Source organism: Streptomyces sp. NPDC057616 (genome assembly GCF_042800575.1).
Taxonomy (GTDB): domain Bacteria; phylum Actinomycetota; class Actinomycetes; order Streptomycetales; family Streptomycetaceae; genus Streptomyces.
In genome coordinates this window covers 21,926-48,036 of sequence record NZ_JBHVGU010000011.1, presented here as the reverse complement: position 1 = coordinate 48,036, position 26,111 = coordinate 21,926, and the positions used below count along the sequence as shown (strand labels likewise).

Annotated in this window: 26 protein-coding genes and 1 tRNA gene; 10 read left to right on the top strand and 17 right to left on the bottom strand. The window is 69.9% G+C overall.

All coding sequences use genetic code 11. The features are described from left to right. Positions 1-537: 537 nt before the first annotated feature. Positions 538-1,671 carry an acyl-CoA dehydrogenase family protein gene (locus ACFU97_RS15700; protein ID WP_384256098.1) on the top strand — a complete coding sequence of 378 codons (1,134 nt, stop codon included), beginning with the start codon at positions 538-540 and terminating at the stop codon, positions 1,669-1,671. Between the two features lie 78 nt (positions 1,672-1,749). Here ACFU97_RS15700 and ACFU97_RS15695 read toward each other — a convergent pair whose 3' ends face one another. From ACFU97_RS15695 to ACFU97_RS15675, 5 genes are all read right to left on the bottom strand, one after another. Further along, entirely contained in the window at positions 1,750-2,079 is a 330-nt protein-coding gene (locus ACFU97_RS15695; protein ID WP_384256528.1) for a rhodanese-like domain-containing protein, read from the bottom strand. A 44-nt stretch (positions 2,080-2,123) separates the two neighbouring features. Beyond that, positions 2,124-2,966, bottom strand: coding sequence for a J domain-containing protein (locus ACFU97_RS15690; RefSeq protein WP_384256096.1), 843 nt, complete (start codon positions 2,964-2,966; stop codon positions 2,124-2,126). A gap of 176 nt (positions 2,967-3,142) precedes the next feature. After that, positions 3,143-3,628 (bottom strand): hypothetical protein, encoded by a 486-nt coding sequence (locus ACFU97_RS15685; protein WP_384256093.1) that lies wholly within the window; start codon positions 3,626-3,628, stop codon positions 3,143-3,145. Between the two features lie 24 nt (positions 3,629-3,652). After that, positions 3,653-5,089: a DUF2252 domain-containing protein gene (locus ACFU97_RS15680; protein ID WP_384256526.1), complete on the bottom strand. Its 1,437-nt coding sequence runs from the start codon at positions 5,087-5,089 to the stop codon at positions 3,653-3,655. A gap of 229 nt (positions 5,090-5,318) precedes the next feature. After that, positions 5,319-5,405, bottom strand: a tRNA-Leu gene (locus tag ACFU97_RS15675). A gap of 500 nt (positions 5,406-5,905) precedes the next feature. Here ACFU97_RS15675 and ACFU97_RS15670 point away from each other — a divergent pair. The 6 genes from ACFU97_RS15670 to pknB all read left to right on the top strand — a co-directional run bounded on the left by ACFU97_RS15670 (position 5,906) and on the right by pknB (position 14,057). After that, positions 5,906-6,769, top strand: coding sequence for an FhaA domain-containing protein (locus tag ACFU97_RS15670; protein WP_384256091.1), 864 nt, complete (start codon positions 5,906-5,908; stop codon positions 6,767-6,769). Positions 6,770-6,779: 10 nt separating this feature from the next. Then, positions 6,780-7,295, top strand: coding sequence for an FHA domain-containing protein (locus ACFU97_RS15665; protein ID WP_384256089.1), 516 nt, complete (start codon positions 6,780-6,782; stop codon positions 7,293-7,295). A 90-nt stretch (positions 7,296-7,385) separates the two neighbouring features. Next, complete coding sequence (locus ACFU97_RS15660; protein WP_384256523.1) at positions 7,386-8,942, top strand: Stp1/IreP family PP2C-type Ser/Thr phosphatase; 1,557 nt, start codon at positions 7,386-7,388, stop codon at positions 8,940-8,942. A 27-nt stretch (positions 8,943-8,969) separates the two neighbouring features. Then, positions 8,970-10,412, top strand: a complete 1,443-nt coding sequence (locus ACFU97_RS15655) for an FtsW/RodA/SpoVE family cell cycle protein (protein ID WP_384256086.1) — start codon at positions 8,970-8,972, stop codon at positions 10,410-10,412. Next, positions 10,409-11,896: a peptidoglycan D,D-transpeptidase FtsI family protein gene (locus ACFU97_RS15650; RefSeq protein ID WP_384256084.1), complete on the top strand. Its 1,488-nt coding sequence runs from the start codon at positions 10,409-10,411 to the stop codon at positions 11,894-11,896. The genes ACFU97_RS15655 and ACFU97_RS15650 overlap by 4 nt, the downstream gene beginning before the upstream one ends. 169 nt (positions 11,897-12,065) lie before the next feature. Then, positions 12,066-14,057, top strand: a complete 1,992-nt coding sequence (gene pknB / locus ACFU97_RS15645; protein WP_384256081.1) for a Stk1 family PASTA domain-containing Ser/Thr kinase — start codon at positions 12,066-12,068, stop codon at positions 14,055-14,057. A 78-nt stretch (positions 14,058-14,135) separates the two neighbouring features. On the opposite strand, the gene ACFU97_RS15640 is transcribed toward pknB, so the two are convergent. From ACFU97_RS15640 to ACFU97_RS15615, 6 genes are read right to left on the bottom strand one after another with little or no spacing between them, the layout of a single operon-like run. Further along, positions 14,136-14,888: a class E sortase gene (locus ACFU97_RS15640; RefSeq protein ID WP_384256079.1), complete on the bottom strand. Its 753-nt coding sequence runs from the start codon at positions 14,886-14,888 to the stop codon at positions 14,136-14,138. A 6-nt stretch (positions 14,889-14,894) separates the two neighbouring features. Continuing rightward, positions 14,895-15,989 carry a class E sortase gene (locus ACFU97_RS15635; RefSeq protein ID WP_384256077.1) on the bottom strand — a complete coding sequence of 365 codons (1,095 nt, stop codon included), beginning with the start codon at positions 15,987-15,989 and terminating at the stop codon, positions 14,895-14,897. Further along, positions 15,986-16,624: an aminodeoxychorismate/anthranilate synthase component II gene (locus ACFU97_RS15630; protein WP_384256075.1), complete on the bottom strand. Its 639-nt coding sequence runs from the start codon at positions 16,622-16,624 to the stop codon at positions 15,986-15,988. The genes ACFU97_RS15635 and ACFU97_RS15630 overlap by 4 nt, the downstream gene beginning before the upstream one ends. Continuing rightward, positions 16,621-16,782 (bottom strand): hypothetical protein, encoded by a 162-nt coding sequence (locus tag ACFU97_RS15625; RefSeq protein WP_384256072.1) that lies wholly within the window; start codon positions 16,780-16,782, stop codon positions 16,621-16,623. The genes ACFU97_RS15630 and ACFU97_RS15625 overlap by 4 nt, the downstream gene beginning before the upstream one ends. Before the next feature lie 53 nt (positions 16,783-16,835). Further along, a complete protein-coding gene (locus ACFU97_RS15620; protein WP_384256070.1) occupies positions 16,836-17,528 on the bottom strand; it encodes a class E sortase in 693 nt (230 codons plus the stop codon). 24 nt (positions 17,529-17,552) lie between these two features. Further along, positions 17,553-18,332, bottom strand: a complete 780-nt coding sequence (locus ACFU97_RS15615; RefSeq protein ID WP_384256068.1) for a DUF881 domain-containing protein — start codon at positions 18,330-18,332, stop codon at positions 17,553-17,555. A gap of 141 nt (positions 18,333-18,473) precedes the next feature. Here ACFU97_RS15615 and crgA point away from each other — a divergent pair, with 141 nt between their 5' ends. After that, complete coding sequence (gene crgA / locus ACFU97_RS15610) at positions 18,474-18,728, top strand: cell division protein CrgA (RefSeq protein ID WP_384256065.1); 255 nt, start codon at positions 18,474-18,476, stop codon at positions 18,726-18,728. Positions 18,729-19,009: 281 nt separating this feature from the next. On the opposite strand, the gene ACFU97_RS15605 is transcribed toward crgA, so the two are convergent. Next, the gene (locus ACFU97_RS15605) at positions 19,010-19,921 is read right to left on the bottom strand and encodes a rhomboid family intramembrane serine protease (protein ID WP_384256063.1); all 912 of its coding nucleotides are present in this window, start codon (positions 19,919-19,921) and stop codon (positions 19,010-19,012) included. A 98-nt stretch (positions 19,922-20,019) separates the two neighbouring features. Beyond that, positions 20,020-20,553, bottom strand: a complete 534-nt coding sequence (locus tag ACFU97_RS15600; RefSeq protein ID WP_384256060.1) for a peptidylprolyl isomerase — start codon at positions 20,551-20,553, stop codon at positions 20,020-20,022. A 364-nt stretch (positions 20,554-20,917) separates the two neighbouring features. On the opposite strand from ACFU97_RS15600, the gene ACFU97_RS15595 reads away from it, so the two are divergent. Continuing rightward, entirely contained in the window at positions 20,918-21,619 is a 702-nt protein-coding gene (locus ACFU97_RS15595; protein ID WP_384256058.1) for a DUF5324 family protein, read from the top strand. Between the two features lie 89 nt (positions 21,620-21,708). Here ACFU97_RS15595 and ACFU97_RS15590 read toward each other — a convergent pair whose 3' ends face one another. Continuing rightward, the gene (locus ACFU97_RS15590) at positions 21,709-22,734 is read right to left on the bottom strand and encodes an NAD-dependent epimerase/dehydratase family protein (RefSeq protein ID WP_384256055.1); all 1,026 of its coding nucleotides are present in this window, start codon (positions 22,732-22,734) and stop codon (positions 21,709-21,711) included. Between the two features lie 161 nt (positions 22,735-22,895). Between ACFU97_RS15590 and ACFU97_RS15585 the strand changes: the two genes are divergently transcribed. After that, positions 22,896-23,615: a ScbR family autoregulator-binding transcription factor gene (locus tag ACFU97_RS15585; RefSeq protein WP_384256053.1), complete on the top strand. Its 720-nt coding sequence runs from the start codon at positions 22,896-22,898 to the stop codon at positions 23,613-23,615. A gap of 148 nt (positions 23,616-23,763) precedes the next feature. Here the strand turns inward: ACFU97_RS15585 and ACFU97_RS15580 are convergent, their stop codons facing one another. The 3 genes from ACFU97_RS15580 to ACFU97_RS15570 are packed head-to-tail and all read right to left on the bottom strand — an operon-like array spanning position 23,764 to position 26,110. Continuing rightward, positions 23,764-24,639, bottom strand: a complete 876-nt coding sequence (locus ACFU97_RS15580; RefSeq protein ID WP_384256050.1) for a methyltransferase domain-containing protein — start codon at positions 24,637-24,639, stop codon at positions 23,764-23,766. Next, positions 24,633-25,469: an alpha/beta fold hydrolase gene (locus ACFU97_RS15575; RefSeq protein ID WP_384256048.1), complete on the bottom strand. Its 837-nt coding sequence runs from the start codon at positions 25,467-25,469 to the stop codon at positions 24,633-24,635. Before ACFU97_RS15575 ends, ACFU97_RS15580 begins: the two co-directional genes overlap by 7 nt. Further along, on the bottom strand, positions 25,466-26,110 hold the full coding sequence (locus ACFU97_RS15570; RefSeq protein ID WP_384256046.1) for a substrate-binding domain-containing protein: 645 nt from the start codon (positions 26,108-26,110) through the stop codon (positions 25,466-25,468). Before ACFU97_RS15570 ends, ACFU97_RS15575 begins: the two co-directional genes overlap by 4 nt. Position 26,111 lies beyond the last annotated feature (1 nt).

Genomic DNA, 26,111 nt, shown 5'->3' with positions numbered 1-26,111 from the left:
GTGGCCGGCTCGGGACGTTCGCCCTGCTCGGAGCGCCGGTCCGGCCGGTCCGCCGGCTCGGGCGGGCCATCCTGCTCGGACGGGACCCCCTGCTCGGACGTGCCACCAGGACCGTCCGGCCCGTACCGGGCGTCGGAGTCTGTGCCGTACGCGTCCATTGCCGCCCGTCTTTCGATCCCGGTCTGATTTCCGGCCGCCGGCCATGGAGCGCCGTACCGCCCGTCCCCACCGCACCACCGCGTTCGCACGGCACGGTACCCAGGCCCGCCTGCTCGGCGCAGCCCAGTCGTTCCACCTCGCCGCGGCGCACACGAGGCCGCCCCCAGTTGTCCACAGGCCACGCGCACGGGTCATCCACAGCGGTTGACACCTTACGGCGTTCGGACCAGTCCCGGTCCACAGAACCGAACGGTCGGTCCGGTGCGGGCCCGAACCCCCGACGCCCCGTTCCCTTCTTCTAGAACCTGTTCTATCTTGACGACCCGTCAGATCTCGCGAGACCCCGTCAGCTCAGCGGACCGCCGGAGGGACAGGACCGTGGACTTCACCTTCACCGAGGAGCAGCAGGCGGCGGCCGAGGCCGCGCGCGGGGTGTTCGCCCCGGTCGCGCCGGACGCGGTGCCCAGTCCCTCGCTCGTCGCGGGCACCGTCGCCGACGACTTCGACCGCGAGCTGTGGGCGAGGCTCGCCGAGGCGGACCTGCTCAGCCTGCTGCTCGCCCCGGAGCACGGCGGCGCGGGCCTGGACGCCATCGCCCTCTGCCTGGTCCTGCGGGAGTCGGCCAAGGTGCTGGCACGCGTACCGCTGCTGGAGTCCGCCGCGGCCGCGGCGGCCGTACAGGCCTACGGCGGCGAGGAGTTGAAGTCGGCGCTGCCGGCCCGGGCCGGCCGGGGCGAGGTGGTGCTGACCGTCGCCGCGAACGGCCGCGGCGGCCACGACCCGGCCGAACTCGCCGTGACCGCACGGCAGGACGGCGACGCGTGGATCCTGGACGGCGTGCAGACGGCGGTGCCGTGGGCCCACACCGCCGACTTCCTCGTCGTACCGGCCCGTACCGCCGCCGAGCGCACCCTCCTCGCCGTGATCCCCCGGACCCACCCGGGCGTCGCCCTCGGCGAGCAGATCTCCACCGCCGGCGAACGGCTCGGCGAACTGCGCCTGGAGTCCGCGCGGATCGCGGCTCACGACGTCATCGACGCCGACGGCGCCTGGGAGTGGCTGCGCGACCTGCTGACCTGCGGCACCTGTGCGCTGGCCCTGGGCCTGGGCGAACGGGTCCTCGCCATGACGAGCGAGTACACCGGCAAACGCGAGCAGTTCGGCTTCCCCGTCGCGACCTTCCAGGCCGTCGCCGTGCAGGCCGCCGACCGCTTCATCGACCTGCGAGCGATGGAGGTCACCCTGTGGCAGGCCGCGTGGCGCATCGCCTCGGGGGCGTCCGGCGTGCTGCCCGCCTCCGGCGACCTGGCGGTCGCCAAGATCTGGGCCTCGGAGGGCGTACGACGGGTCGTGCAGACGGCACAGCATCTGCACGGCGGGTTCGGCGCGGACGTCGAATACCCGCTGCACCGGTACCACGCCTGGGCCAAGCACCTGGAGCTCCAGCTGGGTCCCGCGGCGGCGCACGAGGAGGCCCTGGGCGACCTGCTGGCGGCCCACCCGCTCGGCTGACGCGCCCTCCGCGGAGTCCGGAGAGCCGCGAGAACCCCGCTCACCGCGGAGTCCGGAGAGCCGCGAGAACCCGGCGAACTACAGGACGAACCCCGGCTGGCCGTCGTCCGTCACGACGGGCCGGCCCGCCGCCGCCCACACCTGCATGCCGCCGTCGACGTTCACGGCGTCCCAGCCCTGCTGGACGAGGTACATCGCGACCTGCGCCGAGCGGCCGCCGGAGCGGCAGATGACGTTGACGCGGCCGTCCTGCGGGGCGGCCTCGGTCAGCTCGCCGTAACGGGCCACGAAGTCGCTGATGGGGATGTGCAACGCCCCCTCGGCGTGGCCCGCCTGCCACTCGTCGTCCTCGCGGACGTCCAGCAGGAAGTCGCCGTCCTTGAGGTCCGAGACCTCCACCGTGGGCACACCAGCTCCGAAATGCATGTCCGAGACGCTACCCGACTCGCCGCCTAGGCCAGCAGCTCGGCCAGCTCCTGCTCGCGCCGGGACACGTCCGCCAGCAGCTTCTCGGCGACCTCCTCCAGGAGCTGGTCGGGATCGTCCGGCGCCAGCCGGAGCATCCCGCCGATCGCGCTCTCCTCCAGCTCCTTGGCGACCAGCGTCAGCATCTCCTTGCGCGCCGACAGCCATTCGAGGCGGGCGTAGAGCTCCTCGCTCTCGCTGGGACGGCGGTCCGCGGGCGCCGGACCCTTCGCCCACTCCTCGGCCAGCTCCCGCAGCAGGGGCTCGTCGCCGCGCGCGTAGGCGGCGTTGACCCGGGTGATGAACTCCTCACGGCGCGCCCGCTCGGCGTCCTCCTGCGCCAGGTCCGGGTGGGCCTTGCGGGCCAGCTCGCGGTAGAGCTTGCGGGCCTCGTCGCTGGGGCGCACGCGCTGCGGGGGCCGCACCGGCTGGTCCGTGAGCATCGCCGCGGCCTCGGGGAAGAGCCCCTCGCCGTCCATCCAGCCGTGGAAGAGCTCCTCCACGCCCGGCATCGGCAGCACGCGGGCGCGTGCCTCCTCGGCCTTGCGCCGGTCCTCGGGGTCGCCGGTGCGCGCGGCCCGCGCCTCCGCGATCTGCGCGTCCAGCTCGTCGAGGCGGGCGTACATCGGGCCGAGCTTCTGGTGGTGCAGCCGGGAGAAGTTCTCGACCTCCACCCGGAAGGTCTCCACCGCGATCTCGTACTCGATCAGCGCCTGCTCGGCGGCCCGAACGGCCCGCTCCAGGCGCTCCTCGGGGCGCGGCGCACCGTCCTCGGGCGTCGCCTGCGTCTCACCGGCGACACCACCCTGCTCAGCATCCGGGCTCGTCACGCGACCAGCCTAGGCCACGCCCCGCCCGGCCCTCCGCCGCACCGACCGCAACCTCCCCCGACCAGCGACAACGCCCTCACCGCATCCACCGCCGACACCCACACCGCCCGCACCGGTCCTGCCGGCACCGCCGGCCACCGACGGCCACCCCGCTCCACACCGCTGCGCGCCGAGGCTCACCGCTGCCGCCCCGGCCCCCGCGCCTCGGGGCAGTCCGCCTCCACCCACTGCGCCGCCAGATCCCGGCACGCCACCATCATCGTCCCGGGCCGGCAGGCGATCTCGTGCGTGCAGCCGCCGTCGTGCGGGAGAACCTCGTCGAGGATCACCTCGCCCAGGGCGGTCACGTCGCAGACGTCCAGGACGTCCACCTGGAAGCGGGAGACCCCGGTGTACCGGACGAGCAGGTCCTCGTCGTGCTTGAAGCAGTTGTGGCCGAAGCGGATCTCTATCTCGTCGTCCCCGGTCCGGCGCACCCCCTGCGGCGCGAGATCCTGCACGCACCGCTTGCCGGAGAAGTCGTAGTGCCCCGGGTCCGTGGCGAACGCCCGCGCCCCCGGCGGCAGTTGCCGCGCCAGCACCGGCAGCCGCGCCAGGTAGGGGCGCGGGTCGACGATCCCCGTCACCTCACCGTCGCGTCCGTCGAGGTCGACGTACTTCATCGGCGCCCCCTCCCGGCCCCGCTCCTACACCCCGAGCTCCGCCGCGACCTTCCCCGACCGCACCGCGGCGGTCAGATCGGCGTGGTCGGCCTCCGTGCGGTCGGCGTAGGCGACCGCGAAGTCCGCGATCGCCTCGTCCAGTTCCTCGTTCTTGCCGCAGTACCCGGCGATCAGCCGCGGGTCCGCGCTGTGCGAGTGGGCCCGGGCCAGCAGGGCGCCGGTCATCCGGCCGTAGTCGTCTATCTGGTCGGCGGCCAGCGCCGCGGGGTCCACGCTGCCCTTGCGGTTGCGGAACTGCCGTACCTGGAACGGTCGTCCGTCCACCGACGTCCAGCCCAGCAGGATGTCGCTGACGACCTGCATGCGCTTCTGCCCCAGCACCACCCGGCGGCCCTCGTGCGCCACCTCCGGCACCTCGAAGCCCGCGGTCACCAGGTGCGGCACCAGCGCCGAGGGACGCGACTCCTTCACCTGGAGGACGAGCGGCTCCCCCCGGTGGTCCAGGAGCAGCACCACGTACGACCGCGTGCCCACGCTGCCCGTGCCGACGACGCGGAAGGCGACGTCGTGCACCGCGTGCCGGGCCAGCAGCGGGAGCCGGTCCTCGGCGAGCGTCGTCACGTACTCCTCGAGGGCCGCCGCCACCGCCACGGCCTCCGCGTCCGGCACCGCCCGCAGGACCGGCAGGGACTCCACGAAGCGGCGCCCGCCCTCCTCGGCCTCCTCCGTCGACTTCGCCGCGAAGCGCCCGCTGGTGTTGGCGCGCGCCTTCTCGGAGACCCGCTCCAGCGTGCCGAGCAGATCATGGGCGTCGGTGTGGGAGACGAGCTCCTCGTCCGCGATCGCGTTCCACGCGTCCAGCACCGGGAGCTTGGCGAGTAGACGCATGGTGCGGCGGTAGGCGCCGGTCGCGTCGAAGGCCGCCTTGCGGCAGTGGTCCTCGTCGGCGCCCGCCTCCCGGCCGGCGAGCACGAGGGAGGCGGCGAGCCGCTTGAGGTCCCACTCCCAGGGGCCGTGGACCGTCTCGTCGAAGTCGTTCAGGTCGATGACCAATCCGCCGCGCGGGTCGCCGTACAGGCCGAAGTTCGCCGCGTGGGCGTCGCCGCAGATCTGGGCGCGGATGCGGGTCATGGGCGTGCGCGCGAGGTCGTACGCCATCAGGCCCGCCGAGCCGCGCAGGAAGGCGAAGGGGGTGGCGGCCATCCGGCCCGCCCGTATCGGCGTGAGCTCGGGGATGCGGCCGCGGTGGGACTCCTCCAGCGCGGCGACCGCGTGCGGCCGGGCACCGTCGAGGTCGAGCGCGGCGTGCGCGCTGCGCGGCACGCTCTTGCGCAGTGCCTTGCCCTCCGCCTTGGGCGAACCCTCGGGCGGCCAGGTGGCGAACCCGCGCACCTGCGGAAGCCGACGTACCGCCGGCTCCGCCGTTTGTGCCGCACCGATTCCGGTTTGTGCCTCACCGATTCCGGTCACGCCGACCGCCTCCCCCGCACCCGCACGAACATCAACTCGTGGAGACCGTACAGCCGGTGGCCGGAGCGCGTCAGACCCTGTGGAGAACTACGCGCCTGTGGAAAACCCCGGCGCACGATCGCGTGGAACGGGGTTGTGATTGTCCTCACGGGGTAATGAGCCTCACACCGCTCCGGAGAAACGCGGAAGCCCCCAGGTCTGGGACCTGGGGGCTTCCGGCTGGTGCGCGAGGGGGGAGTTGAACCCCCACGCCCTTGCGGGCACTGGAACCTGAATCCAGCGCGTCTGCCTATTCCGCCACCCGCGCATTGGGTGTGTCTTCCGGCTCCGCCCCTTGGGGCCTGGCGCCTTCCGACATCCAGAACATTAGCACGCTGGCAGGGGTGGGTTCACATCCCTTTCCCCGGGGCAGCCGCCCACCAGGCACGTCTCCTGATCCGGTCCCGGAGGTGATCGATCGTCCGGGGCCGGCGTTCCGTATCGACGGATGCCGGTTCACGTATCAACCTCGTACCGGTCCTGTCCGTCTCCCCAGGAGCCGGGCAGAGTCCACAGTCAGGTGCGGGACACTGGTCTGCGGCCGCCTCTACGATCCTGGGCAGAAGTAGTGCGTGGGAGGAGTTCGAAGGACGGCTCCGGAGGGAACCTCCGAAGCGGACTTCGTCCAGCGTCGACACCCGTCGACCGGGCCGACAGGGGGAACCAGCCGATTCACCCGCGCGTGGATACGATCAGTAAGCAGTACCAGGTAAGGCAGGTCCCGCCAGGCGGGACGCAGGACGGCAGCGACATCGGAGGAGGTGCCCCGTGGGAGTCCTGAAGAAGTTCGAGCAGCGTCTCGAAGGTCTGGTCAACGGCACCTTCGCGAAGGTGTTCAAGTCAGAGGTCCAGCCCGTGGAGATCGCCGGCGCGCTCCAGCGCGAGTGCGACAACAACGCGACGATCTGGAACCGCGACCGGACCGTCGTCCCCAACGACTTCATCGTGGAGCTGAGCACGCCGGACTTCGAGCGGCTCAGCCCCTACTCCGGCCAGCTCGGCGACGAGCTCGCCGGCATGGTGCGCGACTACGCCAAGCAGCAGCGCTACACCTTCATGGGCCCCATCAAGGTCCACCTCGAGAAGGCGGACGACCTCGACACCGGCCTGTACCGGGTGCGCAGCCGTACGCTCGCCTCCACCACGAACCAGCAGGCGGGCGGCCCCGCCGCACCGCCGGCACCGGCCGCGGGCCGTCCCGGCGGAGGGTACGGCTATCCGCCGGCCGCCGCACCCGCGGGCGCCCCGCCCATGCCGGCCGCGCCGCCGCCCGGCGCACGCCCCGGCGGCTACGGCTACCCGCAGCCCGCCGGTGGCCAGCGGCCTCCCGCCGCCCCTGCGGCGGGCGGGCGCACCCGGCACTGGGTGGAGGTCAACGGCACCCGCCACCAGATCTCCCGCGCGACTCTGGTGCTGGGCCGCAGCACCGAGGCCGACGTGCGGATCGACGACCCCGGCGTCTCGCGCCGGCACTGTGAGATCCGGACCGGAACGCCCTCGACGATCCAGGATCTCGGGTCCACCAACGGCATCGTGGTGGACGGGCAGCACACCACCCGCGCTACGCTCCGCGACGGCTCGCGGATCGTCGTGGGCAGCACCACCATCATTTACCGGCAAGCCGAAGGGTGAAGCGGGGGCAATGTCAGAGCTGACCCTCACGGTCATGCGGCTGGGTTTCCTGGCCGTACTGTGGCTGTTCGTGATCGTGGCCGTGCAGGTCATCCGCAGCGACCTGTTCGGAACGCGCGTCACTCAGCGCGGGTCCCGGCGCGAGAGCGGACGGCCGCAGCAGGCCGCCCGGCAGCAGGCCGCGCCCCCGCAGCAGCGTCAGCAGGGCGGCGGCGGCCGCCAGCGCCGCAACGCCCCCACCAAGCTGGTCGTGTCCGAGGGCACCCTCACCGGCACGACCGTCGCGCTGCAGGGCCAGACCATCACCCTGGGCCGGGCGCACGACAGCACGATCGTGCTGGACGACGACTACGCCTCCAGCCGCCATGCCAGGATCTACCCGGACCGCGACGGCAACTGGATCGTCGAGGACCTGGGTTCCACCAACGGCACGTACCTCGACCGGAGCCGGCTGACGACCCCCACGCCGATTCCGCTGGGCGCGCCGATCCGCATCGGCAAGACAGTCATCGAGCTGCGGAAGTAGTACGACAATGAGCGAGCGGAGCGAGCACGCAGCGGCGGCCCCCACCAGGGGCCTCGGCGCGCTCCCGACCGGAGGGTGGGCACCGTGCGGATGTACCCGGAGCCGACGGGCGAGGTGCGCATGAGTCTGTCACTGCGCTTCGCCGCCGGATCGCACAAAGGCATGATCCGGGAGGGCAACGAGGACTCCGGATACGCCGGTCCGCGCCTGCTCGCGATCGCCGACGGCATGGGCGGCGCCGCGGCCGGCGAGGTCGCCTCCTCCGAGGCCATCTCCACCATCGTCGCGCTCGACGACGACGTGCCGGGCTCCGACATCCTCACCTCCCTCGGCACCGCCGTGCAGCGCGCCAACGACCAGCTGCGCGCGATGGTCGAGGAGGACCCGCAGCTGGAGGGCATGGGCACCACGCTCACCGCCCTGCTGTGGACCGGCCAGCGGCTCGGCCTCGTGCACGTCGGCGACTCGCGCGCGTACCTGCTGCGCGACGGCGTCCTCACCCAGATCACGCAGGACCACACCTGGGTGCAGCGGCTGGTCGACGAGGGCCGCATCACCGAGGAAGAGGCCACCACCCACCCCCAGCGCTCCCTTCTGATGCGGGCGCTGGGCAGCGGCGAGCACGTCGAGCCCGATCTGTCGATCCGTGAAGTACGCGCCGGCGACCGGTACTTGATCTGCTCCGACGGTCTGTCCGGCGTGGTCTCGCACCAGACGCTCGAGGACACCCTCGCCAGCTACCAGGGCCCGCAGGAGACCGTGCAGGAGCTGATCCAGCTCGCGCTGCGCGGCGGCGGCCCGGACAACATCACGGTCATCGTGGCCGACGTGCTGGACCTGGACACCTCCGACACCCTCGCCGGGCAGCTCTCCGACACCCCGGTCGTGGTCGGCGCGGTCGCCGAGAACCAGCACCAGCAGCACGACAACGGCATCATGCAGACCCCCGCGGGCCGTGCCTCCGGCCTCGGCCGCCAGGTGCCCGGGCAGGGCGGGGGCGGCGAGTTCGGCCCGCCCGGCTCCGGCGACACCACCGGCTACGTCCCGGCGGGCAGCTTCGGCGACTACACCGACGACGACTTCGTCAAGCCCCGCAAGGGCCGCAGGTGGGCGAAGAGATCCTTCTACATCGTGCTCGCGCTCGCCGTCATCGGCGGCGGCCTGTACGGCGGCTGGCGCTGGACGCAGACGCAGTACTACGTCGGCACCAAGGACGAACACGTCGCGCTGTACCGGGGCATCAGCCAGGACCTGGCCTGGGTCTCGCTGTCGAAGGTGGAGAAGGACCACCCCGAGATCGAACTCAAGTACCTGCCGCCGTACCAGCAGAAGCAGGTCAAGAACACGATCGCCGAGGGCGGTCTGACCGACGCCCAGTCGAAGATCGACGAGCTCGGCGTGCAGGCCTCCGCCTGCAAGAAGGAGTCCGAGCGGCAGGCGGCCGAGAGCGAGAACAACTCGAAGACCGGCACGGGTGAGGCGGGCGGTACCACGGGAACCACCAAGACCTCACTCACGTCCAAGGCATCACCGAGCCCCTCGACCTCACCGAAACCGTCCAAGTCAGCGACCGCTCCCACCCCCAGCCCCGGCCCCAGCCTCTCGGAGGATGAGCAGAAGGTCGTCTCGCTGTGCGGTAAGCAGTAGGCAAGCCGTGAGAGGCCCTGTCACACGATGAGCAGTACTACCAACACATCGACGCATCACACGTCCACGATCGGCGCGATCGGCGCACCGAGCCGGCGCAACACGGAGCTCGCGCTCCTGGTGTTCGCGGTGGCCATCCCGGTGTTCGCCTACGCCAACGTGGGCCTGGCCATCGACGACAAGGTGCCGGCCGGCCTGCTGAGCTACGGGCTCGGCCTCGGCCTGCTCGCCGCCGTCGGACACCTCGCCGTACGGAAGTTCGCGCCGTACGCCGACCCGATGCTGCTGCCGCTGGCCACCCTGCTCAACGGCCTCGGCCTGGTGGTGATCTGGCGTCTGGACCAGTCGAAGCTGCTGCAGTCGCTGCCCAACTACTTCCAGGCCGCGCCCCGTCAGCTGCTCTACACCGCGCTGGGCATCGGTCTGTTCGTGGTGGTGCTGATCTTCCTGAAGGACCACCGCGTCCTGCAGCGCTACACGTACATCTCGATGTTCGGCGCGCTGGTGCTGCTCATCCTGCCGCTGGTGCCCGGCCTCGGCGCCAACATCTACGGCGCCAAGATCTGGATCCGCGTCCCGGGCCTCGGCTCCCTGCAGCCCGGTGAGTTCGCGAAGATCGCCCTGGCGATCTTCTTCGCCGGCTACCTGATGGTGAAGCGCGACGCGCTGGCCCTCGCCAGCCGCCGCTTCATGGGCCTGTACCTGCCGCGCGGCCGCGACCTCGGACCGATCCTGGTCGTCTGGCTGATGTCGATCCTCATCCTGGTCTTCGAGACCGACCTCGGCACCTCGCTGCTGTTCTTCGGAATGTTCGTCATCATGCTGTACGTCGCCACCGAGCGGACCAGCTGGATCGTCTTCGGTCTGCTGATGTCCGCGGCCGGCGCCGTCGGTGTGGCGAGCTTCGAACCGCACGTGCAGCAGCGCGTCCAGGCCTGGCTGGACCCGATGAAGGAGTACACGCTCAGCCAGCAGGGCGTCGTCGGCCACTCCGAGCAGTCCATGCAGGCGCTGTGGGCCTTCGGCTCCGGCGGCACCCTCGGCACCGGCCTCGGCCAGGGCCACTCGGACCTCATCCGGTTCGCCGCCAACTCCGACTTCATCCTCGCCACCTTCGGCGAGGAGCTGGGCCTGGCCGGCATCATGGCGATCCTGCTGATCTACGGCCTGATCGTGGAGCGCGGCGTGCGCACCGCCCTCGCCGCCCGCGACCCGTTCGGCAAGCTGCTCGCCGTCGGCCTGTCCGGCGCCTTCGCGCTCCAGGTCTTCGTCGTGTCCGGCGGTGTGATGGGCCTCATCCCGCTGACCGGTATGACCATGCCGTTCATGGCCTACGGCGGTTCGTCGGTCCTCGCCAACTGGGCGCTGATCGGCATCCTGATCCGCATCAGCGACACCGCCCGCCGCCCGGCGCCCGCGCCCGCCGGCAACCCCGACGCCGAGATGACCCAGGTGGTCCGCCCGTCATGAACAAGCCCCTGCGCCGGATCGCGATCTTCTGCGGCCTGCTGGTCCTCACGCTGCTGCTGCGCGACAACTGGCTCCAGTACGTCAAGGCCGACAGCCTCAAGGACGACCCGAAGAACCGCCGCGTCACCATCGCGCGTTACTCCACGCCGCGCGGCGACATCATCGTCGACGGCGACCCGATCACCGGCTCCACCAAGACCAGCAAGAGCGGGCTGAACGACCTCGAGTACAAGCGCACCTACAAGGACGGCGCCATGTGGGCGCCGGTGACCGGGTACGCCTCGCAGGCCTTCGGCGCCAACCAGCTGGAGTCCATCGAGGACGGCATCCTCACCGGCACCGACGACCGGCTCTTCTTCCGCAACACCCTCGACATGATCACGGGCAAGCAGAAGCAGGGCGGCAACGTCGTCACCACGCTCAACGCGGCCGCGCAGAAGGCCGCGTACAACGGCCTGAAGTCGCAGGGCGGCAAGGGCGCGGTCGCCGCGATCGACCCGTCGACGGGCAAGATCCTGGCGCTGGCCTCCTACCCGTCGTACGACCCCTCGTCCTTCGCCGGCAACTCGACGGACACGGACTCCAAGGCCTGGCAGAAGCTGCAGAAGAAGGTCAACCCCAACGACCCGATGCTCAACCGGGCGCTGCGTGAGGTCTACCCGCCGGGCTCCACCTTCAAGGTGGTCACGGCCGCGGCGGCGCTGGAGAACGGCCTGTACAACTCCGCCGACGAGAACACCGACTCGCCGCTGCCCTACATCATGAAGGGCACCACGACCGAGCTGAAGAACGAGGGCAACATCCCCTGCAAGAACGCGACGCTGCGGACCGCCCTGCGGGTGTCCTGCAACACCGTGTTCGGCAAGATCGGCTCGGACCTCGGCAACGACAAGATGCTCGCCGAGGCGAAGAAGTTCGGCTTCGACGAGGAGCAGTTCACGCCGACGCGCACCGCGGCCTCCGTGTTCTCCGACAACATGAACTCCTCGCAGACCGCGCTGTCCTCGATCGGCCAGTACAACACCGCCGCGACCCCGCTGCAGATGGCCATGGTCGCCTCCGCGGTCGCCAACGACGGCAAGCTGATGAAGCCGTACATGGTCGACAAGCTCCAGTCGTCGAACCTCGACACCATCGCGCAGACCGACCCGCAGGAGATGAGCCAGCCCCTGTCGTCGAAGAACGCGCAGATCCTGCAGTCGATGATGGAGACGGTGGTCAAGGAGGGCACGGGCACCAACGCCCAGATCCCCGGCGTCACCGTGGGCGGCAAGACCGGTACCGCGCAGCACGGCGTCGCCAACAGCAAGAACCCGTACGCCTGGTTCATCTCCTACGCCAAGCTCCCCGACGGCAGCTCGCCGGTGGCCGTAGCGACGGTCATCGAGGACGACAACGCCAACCGTGACGACATCTCCGGCGGCGGTCTCGCGGCGCCCATCGCCAAGAGCGTGATGGAGGCGGTCATCAACTCCAAGAAGTGACCCCGCTCACGTCCCCTTCACATCGGTGCACGTTGCGATACCGGTCCTGTATCGGGTGACGGGCTTGGCCAGGTCACACAATGCGATCCGGGTACGGTAGGCCCGGACGGCAGCCTCCGGCCGCACACGAGTGACGGCCGGGACCGACGGAGAGGGCTGGTAGGTAGCTATGGAAGAGCCGCGTCGCCTCGGCGGCCGGTACGAACTGGGCCAGGTGCTCGGTCGTGGTGGCATGGCGGAGGTGTACCTCGCGCATGACACCCGTCTCGGGCGCCAGGTGGCGGTGAAGACGCTGCGGGCGGACCTCGCACGCGACCCGTCATTCCAGGCCCGGTTCCGCCGGGAGGCCCAGTCGGCCGCCTCGCTCAACCATCCCGCGATCGTCGCGGTCTACGACACGGGCGAGGACTACATCGACGGGGTCTCGATCCCGTACATCGTGATGGAGTACGTGGACGGCTCCACGCTCCGCGAGCTCCTGCACTCCGGCCGCAAGCTCCTGCCCGAGCGCGCGATGGAGATGACCGTCGGCATCCTCCAGGGCCTGGAGTACGCCCACCGCAACGGCATCGTCCACCGCGACATCAAGCCGGCCAACGTCATGCTCACGCGCAACGGCCAGGTCAAGGTCATGGACTTCGGCATCGCCCGCGCCATGGGCGACTCCGGCATGACGATGACGCAGACCGCGGCGGTCATCGGCACCGCGCAGTACCTCTCGCCCGAGCAGGCCAAGGGTGAGCAGGTCGACGCGCGTTCCGACCTGTACTCCACGGGCTGTCTGCTCTACGAACTGCTCACCGTGCGGCCCCCGTTCGTCGGGGACTCCCCGGTGGCGGTGGCGTACCAGCACGTGCGTGAGGAGGCCCAGGCACCGTCGGTCTTCGACCCCGAGATCACGCCCGAGATGGACGCGATCGTACTGAAGGCCCTGGTCAAGGACCCCAACTACCGCTACCAGTCGGCCGACGAGATGCGCATGGACATCGAGGCCTGCCTCGACGGCCAGCCCGTCGCGGCCACGGCGGCCATGGGATCGGTCGGCTACGGCGGCTACGGCGACGACCAGCCGACCACGGCCCTGCGCGCCGCGGACGGCGGCGCGACATCGATGCTGCCGCCGATGAACCCGGACGACGGCGGCTACGGCTACGACGACCGCCCGGACCGCCGCCGCCAGAAGAAGTCCAACACCTCGACGATCCTGCTGGTCCTGGCGGGCATCCTGGTGCTGGTGGGCGCGATCCTGATCGGCAAGTGGGCGTTCAGCGGCAACGGCGGTGTCGGCAACGACACGGTGGCGGTGCCCAACCTGGTCAGCCAGACCGAGGCCGACGCCAAACAGCTGCTGAACAACAGCGACCTGAAGGTCGGCACCATCAAGCGGCAGCCGTGCGACGACCAGTCGAAGGGCAACGTCTGCTCGCAGAGCCCGGGGAAGAACTCGGACGTCAAGAAGGGGTCGGCTGTCGACTTCGTGGTGTCGACGGGGGCGCCGAAGGTGGGCGTACCGAGCGTGCTCGGCAAGACCCTCGACGAGGCGAAGCAGATCCTCGAGGACGACAAGTACAAGTTCAACGTCGAGACGAAGACGCAGGAGTCCTCGGAGCCGCCGAACACGGTCCTGGAGCAGAACCCGGGACTCGGCAAGGAAGTCCAGAAGGGCTCCACGATCACCCTCACGATCGCCAAGGCCGCCGAGAAATCCGTCGTCCCCGACGTCTCCGGCAAGAGCTGTGACGAGGCCAAGGCGCAGATGACGGCCAACAACCTGACCGGCAACTGCACCGAGGTCGACACCCAGGACCCGAACCTGGTCGGCAAGGTCGTCAGCACCGACCCGCAGGCGGGCACCCAGGTCAAGAAGAACTCCTCGGTGAACATCCAGATCGGCAAGGCCCAGCAGAACCAGCAGACCCAGGTTCCCTCGAACCTCCAGGGCCAGAAGCTGAAGGACGTCAAGAACGCCCTCCAGCAGGCGGGCCTGCAGGTGGGCAACATCCAGGGGTCCCAGGACGACAACGCCATCGTGGTCACCTCGGACCCGGCCCCCGGCAGCACGGTCGACCAGGGCAGCACGGTCAACCTGGTCACCGTGGGCGGTGGCGGGAACAACGGCGGGAACAACGGCGGTACCAACTTCTTCGGCGGTACCGGCTGAGTTCCACCGACAGCCACGACAGAGCCCCGGCCCCCTTTTCGCGGGGGCCCGGGGCTCTTGGCGTCGGAGCTTCGGCTCCTAGCCCAGTTCCTTCGGCGGCGTGCGCTTGCTGTCGACCTTTTCGACGCGGACCAGTTCGCCCCAGACGACGTAGCGGTAGCGGCTCGTGTAGACCGGGGTGCACGTCGTCAGCGTGATGTAGTGGCCGGCCTTGGTCTTTCCCGACTCCTTCGGGACCTGCGAGAGGACCTTGACGTTGTACTTCGAGGTCTCGTCGAGAATGTCGTAGACCTTGTAGACGTACCACTTGTCGCGCGTCTCGAAGACGATCGGGTCGCCCTTGCGGAGCTTGTCGATGTTGTGGAACTTCGCGCCGTGGCCGTCGCGGTGGGCGGCGAGGGTGAAGTTGCCCTTCTTGCCGGTCATCGGGAGGGCGGCCTTGACGGGGTCGGTGTAGTAGCCGGCGACGCCGTCGTTGAGGACGTTCGTCGAGGTGCCCTTCTCGACCAGGACCTCGCCGTTCTTCATGGCGGGGACGTGCAGGAAGCCGATGCCGTTCTTCGTGTTCAGCGCGCCGGGCCCGGTGTCCTGGTGGCTCCAGGTGTCACGGACCCGGTCGGCCTCCTTGTCCGCCTTGCGGTCGGCTATGACGTTCGTCCACCACAGGGAGTAGACGACGAACAGGCCCAGGATCAGGCCCGCCGTGATGAGGAGTTCGCCGAAGACGCTCACCGCCATGGCGACGGGGCCCGGTCGCCGGCGCCCCGCCGGTGGCGCCGCGGGCGCGTCGGTGTCCTCATGAGTGCCGTCGGTGGTCGCTGCCACGTTCATCTGCCCCTACTCGACGAGCGCATCCGGCTTGCCCTTGCTGCGCGGCCGTTCCTCGACCATCTTGCCCCAGACGATCAACCGGTACTTGCTGGTGAACTCCGGAGTACAGGTCGTCAGCGTGATGTACCGCCCCGGCCCGGTGAAGCCCGACTGCGGCGGCACGGGCGAGATCACGCTCGTGTTGCTCGGCGACGTCACCGGCAGCGTCGACGTCATCTTGTAGACGTAGTAGTCGTCCTGCGTCTCGACGACGACCTCGTCGCCCTTCTTCAACCGGTTGATGTACCGGAACGGTTCGCCGTGGGTGTTGCGGTGGCCCGCGAGCGCGAAGTTGCCGGTCTTGGCGGAGGGCATCGCCGTCTTCAGCTTGCCCTCGCTGTAGTGGCCGACCATGCCCTTGTCGAGCACCTTCTTGTTGCTGACGCCCTCGGCGATCGGCACGACCACGTCCAGCTCGGGGATGTGGAGGATCGCGAAGCCCTGCCCCGGCTCGAACGTGCCCGGCGCGCGCTTGCCGCTCGCCCAGTCGTTCTGGAGGCTGCTGGTCTCCTTGTCCGCCGCCGCGTGCGCGCGGACGTTCGTCCACCACAGCTGGTAGCTGACGAACAGCAGCATCAGCACACCGGTGGTGATGAACAGTTCGCCGACCGCACGGCTCGCCACGACCGCCGGACCGGGCTTGCGGGCGCGGGCCTGCCGGCGCGCCTCGACGCGCGAGAGCGGCGCCGACGAGGTGGCCTCACCGGCGCTCGAACCCCCGGCCGAAACCCCGGCCGAAGCCGCGGCACCCGCCGCATGCCCGCCATGACGCCCATGACGGCGCTTGGCGGCCTTTCTGCGGGCCGCACGGCCACCCGTGGCGGTTCCTGTGTCTGATGGGGTTGTTGAGGCGGCAGAGGACGGTATGGACCCGCTGGGCGGCGGTTCCGGTATCCGCAGCGCCACCGTCTCGTCGTCGACGGGCGGCAGATACGCGGTCTCGTCGGCCGGCGGCTGATACGCCTGCTGCCCGACGGACCATTCCTCGAACGCACCGGACGCCTCGTACGGCTGCTGCCCGTACGAGGCGCCGGACTCGCGCTCGGGGCGCAGCGCGGTCACGCCGTGGCCCTGCCCACCACCGGGGCGAGCCCCGCCGACCTCGCCACCGCGTCCTGGTAGCCGCACTCCACCAGCCAGTTGGCCAGCATCAGGTGGCCGTGCTCGGTCAGCACCGACTCGGGGTGGAACTGCACGCCCTCGACCGGGAGTTCACGGTGCCTGAGGCCCATGACGATCCCGTCGTGCGTGCGGGCCGTGACCTCCAGCTCGGCCGGCACAGTCTGCGGCTCGGCGGCGAGCGAGTGGTAGCGGGTCGCGGTGAACGGCGTCGGCAGGCCGGCGAAAACGCCCTTGCCCCCGTGCTCGACCAGCGAGGTCTTGCCGTGCAGGAGCTCCGGCGCGCGGTCCACCACCCCGCCGTACGCCACCTGCATCGACTGCATGCCCAGGCAGACGCCGAAGACCGGCACCCCGGTCGCCGCGCAGTGCCGCACCATCTCGATGCAGACGCCCGCCTCCTCCGGCTTGCCCGGGCCGGGCGACAGCAGCACCCCGTCGAAGCCGTCCTGAGCGTGCGCCGTCGAGACCTCGTCGTTGCGCAGCACCTCGCACTCGGCACCCAGCTGGTACAGGTACTGGACGAGGTTGAAGACGAAGCTGTCGTAGTTGTCGACGACGAGAATCCGTGCGCTCACTGGTTGTCCACCGTCACATCGTTGAAGGGCAGCAGCGGTTCGGCCCACGGGAAGACGTACTGGAAGAGGACGTAGACAATCAGCAGGACCAGCGCGAGGGAGATCAGCGCCTTCAGCCACGCGTTCCCCGGCAGATGCCGCCAGATCCAGCCGTACATGCCGTCCCTTCCGTTCCGTCACGGCACCAGATGCACGCCGTACCCGCACCAGACTAACGGCGCAGGGCCGCTGGTTTCCCGGCGTCCACAGGCTGTGTGGAATCCAGGTGTGCCCACACGATCAGGCGATGGCTGTGTCCCCACTCCGGATCGCACGTGGTCAGCGTGAGATAGCGGCCCTCGCGCGTATACCCCGACTTACGTGGCACAGGGTCGATCACCTCAACGTCCGTGGGCACGGTTTTGTAGGGGCCTTTGTCGATCCGATACGTGAACCAGGTGGTCCCGTCGGTCAGCACGACCGCGTCACCGGGCCGCAGCCTGGGGAAGTCCACGAACGGATCCCCGTACGTGCGCCGGTGCCCGGCGACCGCGAAGTTGCCCTCCTGGCCGAGCTGGGCGGTGTTCGCGTAGTGCCCGAGCCCCTTCTTCAGGGTGCTCACCTCGGTGTTCTCCAGCACGGGTTTGTTCCACGTGAAACCGAGCCGCGGGATGTACATGATCGCGAAGGGCTTTCCCGCGACGTACGGTGCCGGCTTCGGGGGACTCGCCGAGCTGCCCGCCGCGGCCGTCGCCGTGGGATGCGCGGTCCGCCGGGACCACTGGTGGTGCAGGACGTCGATCTGGTGGTTCATCGCGCCGTTGGCACTGACACCGGTCCAGAACAGGATGTAGACGACGAACAGGACGATCAGCGTGCCCACGGTGATGCACAGCTCGCTGACGGTCCTGATGACGAGACGCACCGGCAGCTCCCGAGACGGTCCGGTTCACTCCACGGGCTGGGCGTAGTGCAGATCCACTGTGCCCGAGTAGCCGGGCAGAGTCACCGTCCCGTCCTGAGTGACTTTCCAGCCGAGGCCGTAGACATTCACGTAGACCATGTAGTTCTGGATCGCCGTGGACGCCGAGAGCGCCTTGTTCAGCTTGTCGGGGTCGCCGACCGCCGTGATCCTGTACGGCGGCGAGTAGACGCGGCCCTGGAGGATCAGGGTGTTGCCCACGCAGCGCACGGCGCTGGTGGAGATGAGCCGCTGGTCCATCACCTTGATGCCCTTGGCCCCGCCCTGCCACAGCGCGTTCACCACGGCCTGCAGGTCCTGCTGGTGGATGACCAGGTAGTCGGGCTGCGGCTCGGGATAGCCGGGGAGTTTGGCGGTGGCGTCCGGCGGGGCGTCGTTGAGCGTGACGGTGATCGCCGTCCCCTTCACCTTCTGCGTGCCCGCGCTCTTCTCCAGACCCGCGAGCTTCTCGTCCTGCGCCTTGCTGCTGCCGTCGTCGCGCTCGGCGAAGGACTCCACCTCGTGGCGCAGGCGGGCGTTGGAGTCGTCCAGGCCGCCGTTCTTGCGGCTGCGCTCCTGGATGAGGTCGGAAAGCTTCAGCAAGGACGTGTCCGTGCGGATGTTGGTGCCCTTGGCCGTGTTGAAGCTGGTGAAGAAAATGAGTCCCGCGAGGGCGAAGACGGCCACCGTGAGCACACGGACGGGCCGGAAACCCCGCCTGCGGTCAGGGCTGGATCCGGCCTGGGGGGAGTCGGCAGAATTGCTCAACGTACCCTTATCTCCTTCGGCGCCGCGGAAGCACTACGCTAACGGACGCCCGGGGGAGCCAAAGAGTCCCCTTGTACGCTGCCCCGGAGCCAGCCACAGTTCCCTGCGCGGCCACGCAGCGCATCGACAGGAGAGACCCTCGTGCCGAAGTCACGTATCCGCAAGAAGGCCGATTACACGCCGCCGCCGGCGAAGCAGACGACCAGCATCAAGCTGAACAGCCGTGCCTGGGTCGCGCCCGTGATGCTGGCCATGTTCCTCATCGGGCTCGCCTGGATCGTCGTCTTCTACGTGAGCGACGGCTCCCTGCCCATCGACCAGCTGGACAACTGGAACATCGTGGTGGGCTTCGGGTTCATCGCCGCCGGATTCGGCGTCTCCACGCAGTGGAAGTAGCGGCCGAAGCCGGGGCCACGACCCGGTGAACATAGCTCTGCCCAGGGCTATCCGCTGAGTTATCCACAGCCTGAAGAAAAATCCACAGAGCCCCTGGGGATAAAGAACGACGATCTGTGGATAACTCATCGGGCGTTGACGCCGGTACGACCATCACAAGGCTCTTCGCAAGCTTGTTCGCCCCCTGCCTGACCTGCACAAACACGGTCAGCGACAGGGGGCACAGCTGTTCCTGCACGCTATGCACAAGATTCGCCACCCGCTGTGGACAACCAGGCACATCAGGTGAGCTGGAACGTCCTGACCAGGGTCATGACCACGACGACGACCAGCACGAACGCACAGGTTCCGTACTGCACGAGGGCGCGGTGCTTGCGCGGGGCGTGCACCATCGCGTAGCCGGTGATCACCCCGGCGACCAGGCCGCCGATGTGCGCCTGCCAGGCGATGTTGCTCCAGCCGAACGTGAAGATCAGGTTGATCACCAGCAGCGCGATGACCGGCCGCATGTCGTACCGGAGGCGGCGCATCAGGACCGCGGTCGCGCCGAAGAGGCCGAAGATCGCGCCGGAGGCGCCCAGGGAGGGCTGGTTGGGGGCCGCGATCAGGTAGGTGAGCGCGCTGCCGGCCAGTCCGGAGACGAAGTACAGGGTCACGTAGCGGGCGCGGCCGAGCGCGGCCTCCAGGGGACCGCCGATCCACCACAGGCTGAGCATGTTGAACAGGATGTGGATGTAGCTGCCGTGCAGGAACATCGCGGTCAGCATCCGGTAGTACTGACCGTGCGCGATGCCCTCGACGTCGCCCAGGAGCGGCACGTAGGCCTGGCCGATCAGCTCGAACCGGTTGGTGAAGCGGTCCCCCACGGACATCTGGACCAGGAACGCGGCCAGGTTGATGCCGATCAGCACCTTGGTGACCAGCCGCGGATCGGCGGCCACGCTGCCCCCGGCGAGCGTGCGGGGGCGGGACGCCGCCGGCGCGTGACCGGTGCCGGAGTCGCCGCGGGCGCACTCGGGGCACTGGAAGCCCACGGAGGCGTCGACCATGCATTCGGGACAGATCGGCCGCTCGCACCGCGTGCAGCGGATGCCGGTCTCGCGGTCGGGGTGGCGGTAGCAGCCGGGCAGGCTCTGGGCATGCTGAGGTCCCTGATCCTCCGGGCCCTGCGGGCTGCCTGGCGCCTGGTCCATGAGATCCCCTACGTCGTCGTTGGTGCGCCGTGCACAAAAGCACCGCCCCGCCCATCTTTACGGATGAGCGGGGCGATTGGTTCCTGCCCTGCGGCGAGTCAGCTCTGGCGGGTCTCCACGACGACCGACTCGATGACGACGTCGTTGAGCGGGCGGTCGGTGCGCGGGTTGGTCTGCGCGGTGGCGATCGCGTCGACGACCTTCTGGCTGGCGGGGTCGGCCACCTCGCCGAAGATCGTGTGCTTGCGGTTCAGCCACGTCGTGGGGGAGACCGTGATGAAGAACTGCGAGCCGTTGGTGCCCGGGCCGGCGTTGGCCATGGCCAGCAGGTACGGCTTGTTGAAGGAGAGGTCGGGGTGGAACTCGTCCTCGAACTGGTACCCCGGGCCGCCGGTGCCGTTGCCCAGCGGGTCACCGCCCTGGATCATGAATCCGCTGATCACCCGGTGGAAGACCGTGCCGTCGTACAGCTTGTCCGTGGACTTCTGGCCCGTCGACGGGTTGGTCCACTCCCGCCCACCCGTGGCGAGCTCGACGAAGTTGCGGACCGTCTTGGGCGCGTGGTTCGGCAGGAGCCGGACTTCGATGTCGCCACTGTTGGTCTTCAGGGTGGCGTAGAGCTGCTCGGCCACGATCTGCCTTCCGTTGTCTTCCTGTGACGCCCCGATCCTCGCACGGTCCACGTCACTCGTGGCCTGACGGCCGTCTACAGATGCGGATATGGGGAAGTCGGTTGCAGTAAAAACAGCCGAGTCCGTCCGGGCCGGGAGCGCTCGGCGGCGATCCGTGGCATTGTCGACGACAAGCGCCTGTTGCCCCGTATTCATCCTCTATTGGACTCACTCGGCTCTTGATCGGCTCTTGATCGGAGTTGGTCCGGAGTCGGTTTGCATGACCCGGATGCCCGCCCTCACATGCCCCGGGGTCTGTTCGAAGGCATGATCCGTAAAAGGGTGGAAAGTCGAAATACCGTACGCCACCGAGGAGGAGGAACCCGTGACCCGCATCGACAGCGTGCGCGCCGCGACCGGTTCGGCGAAGGACAGCGTGCTGCACGCCGCGGAAGTGGTGGCGCCCTACGCCGACACGGCCAAGGACAGGGCCGCGCACTACGCACACGAGGCACGCGTACGGCTCGCGCCGAAGGTGTCGCAGGCCGCCGATCAGGCCCGCGTCCGGTACGACGCCCATGTCGCGCCACGCCTTGAGCAGGCCATGACCCATGTGCCGCCGAAGGTCGACCAGGCCGCCCATGAGGCCGCCGTCCGCACCCGGCTGGCCGCCCGGCAGGCCGCCGACTATTCCCGGCCCAGGATCGAGCAGGCGGTCGCCGCCGCCGGCCCCATCAAGGACGAGGCCGCCGCGCGCGGTGCCGCCGCGCTGGTCGCACTGCGCGGCCAGGTGTCGCCCAAGGAACTCCAGAAGCTGATCCGCAAGCACGAGCGGCGCGCGAAGGCCGGCCGTGCGGTGAAGTTCCTTCTGGTGATCGGCGCGGTCGCCGGTGGCGCCTTCGCCGCCTGGAAGTGGTGGGACAAGCAGGCCAACCCGGACTGGCTGGTCGAGCCACCCGCGGCGACCGAGGTCCCGGAGTCGAGCCGGCTGACGTCGGTGGACGGCAGCGGCAAGTCGGTGCTGGACCCTGAGGTGCAGGCCAAGGAAGCCGAGGAGGAGGCCGCGAAGCGCGACGACGGTCGATGATCTTCTGCGTACCGAACTTCGTTGTGGGACGGGAGACTTGAGGGTCTCCCGTCCCCCGGCTGTGTTTCACGTGAAACATGGGCGTCGGCTCACACGGCGTCGCTCGTGGAGGGCGACCGGGGTGTGAGGACACCGCGGTACCACGGCGCCGCCTCGGTCAGCCGGACACGGTGGCCCGGTCCGGTCGAGCAGTCGACGCGGGACCACAGCGCGGAGCGGTACCAGTGATCCTCGGCGAGCAGACCGGCCTGGTGCGCACTGACCCTCCCGGGCGCCTCGCGCAGACGTGCCAGGTAGTCGTCGAGGGCGAGCACCCCGGCGGGGACCGGCAGACCGACCGTGTCACCGAGCAGCGAGACGAACTCACGCAGCGTGGGTGCGTGCGGGTGGGCGGCGTGATGGACACTGCGGGGCGGGATGCGTTCGGGTGTCCACGCGAGGACGGCCAGCAGCCGCGCCAGATCGTCGACCGCCACCAGCGACTGCCGGGCGGTGCCGTCTCCGGGCAACGCCGGTACGCGCCGCAGGAGTTCGGCGATGGAGGGGACCACCCACACGTCCCCGGCGCCGTACACGAGCGGCGCCCTGAGCACCGAGCCGCCGGCGGCCAGGACGGCCTGCTCGGCCTGGAGCCGGCTGCGGCTGGTGGGAGAGGCGGGCAGGGGGGTGTGGTCGTGTTCGGTGAGATCGCGGTGCGGACCGGCGCCGTAGACGGCGGTGGTGCTGACGAGGACGGTCCGCGGGACCCCGGCGCGTGCCGTCTCGGCCAGCAGGGCACGGGTGCCGTCGACGTTGACCGCCCGGCACCGTGCCTCGTCGCCGCCGATGTACGAGGCGCAGTGGAGCACGGTGCGGATGCCGTGGCAGACCCCTCGCAGGGAGCCCGGGTCCGTGAGGTCGCCGGTCACGTACTCGACTCCGGGCACCGCCTCGGACACCTCGGGTACCCGTCTGACCAGCGCCTTCACCGCGCCAACCCGCTGCTGCGAGGCGGTCAGGGCCCGCAGGGCGGCGGAGCCGATGAACCCTGTGCCGCCGACGACGAGAACGGCCTCAGGCTCGGCTGACGGGACGGGTCTGCCGAACTCGAAACAGACCATCTGGTCTCTTCTCACGGCAGAACTATGTCACAGGCTCCGTGGTTCAGCTCACCGGCAGATCAGACTGGCCGACATGGACGGCACATAACCCCTAGCTGACCTCGAAGAACGACTATCGGAAACAGACCGGGTGGTCGGGTAGAGTTGGCGCAAAACTACAGGCCGGAGGGAAAGAAATGGCCAAGCAGGCTCGCGCGCTGCAGACACGGCGCTCGATCGTGGAAGCCGCGGCGAGCGTGTTCGCCGAGTACGGCTACGAACGTGCGGCCACCTCGGAGATCCTGCGCCGGGCGAACGTCACCAAGGGCGCGATGTACTTCCACTTCCCCTCCAAGGAGTCGCTCGCCCAGGCGATCATGGACGAGCAGACCGGCCTGGTGAGCGTGGAGCCGCAGCTCTCCCCCCTGCAGTCGATCATCGACATCACGCACCAGTTCGCCCATCGCCTGCGCCACGACGCCATCGCCCGGGCCGGCACGCGGCTGTCCATCGAGGGCGTCTTCTTCAACGGCACCCACCCGTGGGGCGATTGGTTCGACCTGACCACCCGGCTGCTGTCCGAGGGGCAGGAGCAGGGCGAGGTGCTGGCCCAGGTCGTCCCCAGGGAGACCGGGGAGTTCATCGTCGCCACCTTCACCGGCGTCCAGCTGGTGTCCGAGGCCATCAACCGCCGGGCCGATCTGCACGGACGCGTCGCCGTGATGTGGCGTCACATCCTGCCGTCCGTCGCCCATCCCGCCACCATCGCCCGGCTGCGCCCCGAGGGCGTCACGGACCCGGCAGCCGTGACGGCGACGGTGCCCGCGCGGGACGGCGTCCGGAACGGGGCCGGGACCGAGGAGGGCACCGCGGCGGAAGCCGAAGCGGGAGCCGGGGTCGGGGCCCCCACCGGCTGAGCCGACCCCGCGGGACCGCGACCCCGCGAGATCGGGTGGGCTCATCCGGACACGCAGAAGCCCCTCCCCTTTGCGCACACTCCGGATCACCCGGAGCGTGAGTCAGACGGCAGCCACGACCGGCTCACCCTCGACCTCGGCCGGCGCGTCAGGAGTGCCCTGATCCACCGCGCTCCGGCACCGTGCCCAGCGCGACGGTGTTTCCCTCGCTGACGTAGCCGTACGGGTCGCGCAGGGGGTTGGTCTCGCCGTCCGGGTCGAGGAGTGTCCGCCACGCCTCACCGCAGCCCATGCGCACGGCCTGCTCGGCGAGGCGCGCGCACGCGAGGCCGTAGAACCGGAGGACCGCCGGCCGCAATGGCGCATGGTGCTCGATCAGCATCGTCTGCTGTCGCACCGAGACCAGTCCGGCCCCGGCGAGCCAGCGCCAAAGATCGCGGGTACGCAGCAACTGGCGTGCGTAGCCCGGGGTTTCGGCCGCTCTGCGGAAATGGTCCATGAACCGGAAGGGGTCACCCGGGCGCACGGTGATCAGGCTGGCGTCGAGGTCCTTGACCGCGACAACGCCCCCCGGCCGAACCACGCGGCGCAGTTCCCGTAGGGCCCGGGCGAGTTCCTCGTCGTTCAGATACTGCGTGGTGTTCGCGCACCAAACCGCGTCGAAGGTTGCGTCCGCGTAGGGCAGCCGGAGGATGTCGCCCTGTCGCACCTCCACCTCACCCGTGTCATGCCGGGCCCGCCAGGCGTCCATCCGCGCGGCGGCGAGCGACGCGTTCTCCTCCGCCAGGTCGATGGCGGCCGTCCGGCCGGACGGGCCGACCGCCTCGGCGAGCCAGGGGAGGAAGGCGCCGGTGCCGCAGCCCGCGTCCAGCACATGCCAGCCGGGCTGGATTCCCGCCAGTTCGAAGGCCGTACGGTACTGCGGCGCGCAGGCCTCGAAGTGCGCGTCGACGATCTCCTCGTGGGTGAACCCGAGTCCGGTGGACGTGGTGTAACCCCAGGAGGCGTGGTCCCCGGTCACCATGCCGCCGCTCCGTTCCGTTCCGGAGTGTTGCGCACGGCCTCGCTCCGTACCGCCGCCGTCCGCTCCTGCCTTGATGTTTCGTCGAGCAGGGCGACGAGGGCTTCCGTGATCGCGTCCGGTGCTTCGAGGGGCGGGATGTGGCCGGAGGCGGGAACGCTGATGAGCCTTCCTCGCGGGAGGGCCTGCGCCGTGGCTCGCGCGTCCTCCACGGAGACGAGTTCGTCCTCCTCGCCGTTGATCACTACGGTGGGCAGATCCGCCGCGCGCAGGACGTCCAGACTGTCCGGGCGTGCCGCGATGGCGTGCTGGGCCCAGGCGACGGAGGCCGGGGCGGCGGCGGTCGCCATCGCCGTGACCCGCGTCGCCGTGCCGGGTCGCCGGGCCCGCGTGGTGGCGCCGAGCAGGGCCGGCGTGGTGCGTTCGACGACCTGGTCGCGGGCCTGGTCGTCGAGCATCAGAGCGGCGAAGGCCCTTCTCCCGGCGGCCTCCTGGGGCGTGTCCGCGCGGGCTCGGGTGGACAGCAGGGCCAGGGCCCGGACGCGGTCGCGATGGCGCCGCAGGAAGGCCATCGCCACATAGCCGCCCATCGAGCACCCGGCGAGGACGGCACGGTCGATCCCCCGCTCGTCGAGTTGCCCGGCCAGGTCGTCGGCCACGACGTCCAGCGACGGCGGTGAGGTGCCCAGCGGGGTGGTTCCGAAGCCCCTCTGGTCCGGGGCGACGACGGTGTGGCCGCGCGACCGGAGCGCACGGGCCTGGGTGTCCCACATCGAGGAGTTCAGCGGGAGGGCGTGCAGCAGCACGACCGCGGTGGTGTCGGCGCGGGTCACAGCTCCATGCCCCGTTCGGCGTCGAAGATGAACGCCGCCACCCCGGGCGAGGGCCTTCTGTCCCGCAGCCAGGCCAGGGAGACCGGCGCGGCCGGCAGATCGTGCACGGGCACCACCCTGATCTCGGGTGGCACGACCATGTCGAGTGACTGGAAGGACAGGTGCACGGCATCCGTCCGGGTGAGGATCGCGGCCATCGCCTGCAGTGTGGTCATCGGGTGGACACGACGGATCGGGAGGCCGCCCGGGGTGGTGGGTGGTACGACCTTGTCCCAGACGTACGGCGGGAAGTCCCCCGGGCACGTGAACGCGTCGTAGGCGGCGACGTCTTCGACCGACACTGTGTCCCGGCGGGCGAGGGGATGGCTCGCGGAGACGAGCACCGCGCGTCCGTCGAAGGCCACGGGCCTGCTGGACACGATGTCCGGCTCCAGGAGGCCGTACTTGACGATCATGAGGTCCATGCGGCCGTCACGCAGCGGGCGGAACGGCTCCATGACGTCGTACGGGACGAACTCGATCTCTTCCCGGCCGTATCCGATGGCGGTGACGATGCGCTCGGCCAGACGGGACGATCCGTGCACTCCGAAGCGGATGGGGCGGGTCGTCTCCGGCGCGGCGGCGCGCAGGGGTCGGGTCATC

Bases quoted from the DNA above. Each gene is read 5' to 3' on its own strand.
- ACFU97_RS15640 (WP_384256079.1), bottom strand. From the start codon at position 14,888: ATGAACGTGGCAGCGACCACCGACGGCACTCATGAGGACACCGACGCG.
- ACFU97_RS15665 (WP_384256089.1), top strand. From the start codon at position 6,780: ATGTCAGAGCTGACCCTCACGGTCATGCGGCTGGGTTTCCTGGCCGTA.
- ACFU97_RS15625 (WP_384256072.1), bottom strand. From the start codon at position 16,782: ATGTACGGCTGGATCTGGCGGCATCTGCCGGGGAACGCGTGGCTGAAG.
- ACFU97_RS15605 (WP_384256063.1), bottom strand. From the start codon at position 19,921: ATGGACCAGGCGCCAGGCAGCCCGCAGGGCCCGGAGGATCAGGGACCT.
- ACFU97_RS15655 (WP_384256086.1), top strand. From the start codon at position 8,970: ATGAGCAGTACTACCAACACATCGACGCATCACACGTCCACGATCGGC.
- ACFU97_RS15660 (WP_384256523.1), top strand. From the start codon at position 7,386: ATGTACCCGGAGCCGACGGGCGAGGTGCGCATGAGTCTGTCACTGCGC.
- ACFU97_RS15585 (WP_384256053.1), top strand. From the start codon at position 22,896: ATGGCCAAGCAGGCTCGCGCGCTGCAGACACGGCGCTCGATCGTGGAA.
- ACFU97_RS15580 (WP_384256050.1), bottom strand. From the start codon at position 24,639: ATGGTGACCGGGGACCACGCCTCCTGGGGTTACACCACGTCCACCGGA.
- ACFU97_RS15650 (WP_384256084.1), top strand. From the start codon at position 10,409: ATGAACAAGCCCCTGCGCCGGATCGCGATCTTCTGCGGCCTGCTGGTC.
- ACFU97_RS15570 (WP_384256046.1), bottom strand. From the start codon at position 26,110: ATGACCCGACCCCTGCGCGCCGCCGCGCCGGAGACGACCCGCCCCATC.
- pknB (WP_384256081.1), top strand. From the start codon at position 12,066: ATGGAAGAGCCGCGTCGCCTCGGCGGCCGGTACGAACTGGGCCAGGTG.
- ACFU97_RS15685 (WP_384256093.1), bottom strand. From the start codon at position 3,628: ATGAAGTACGTCGACCTCGACGGACGCGACGGTGAGGTGACGGGGATC.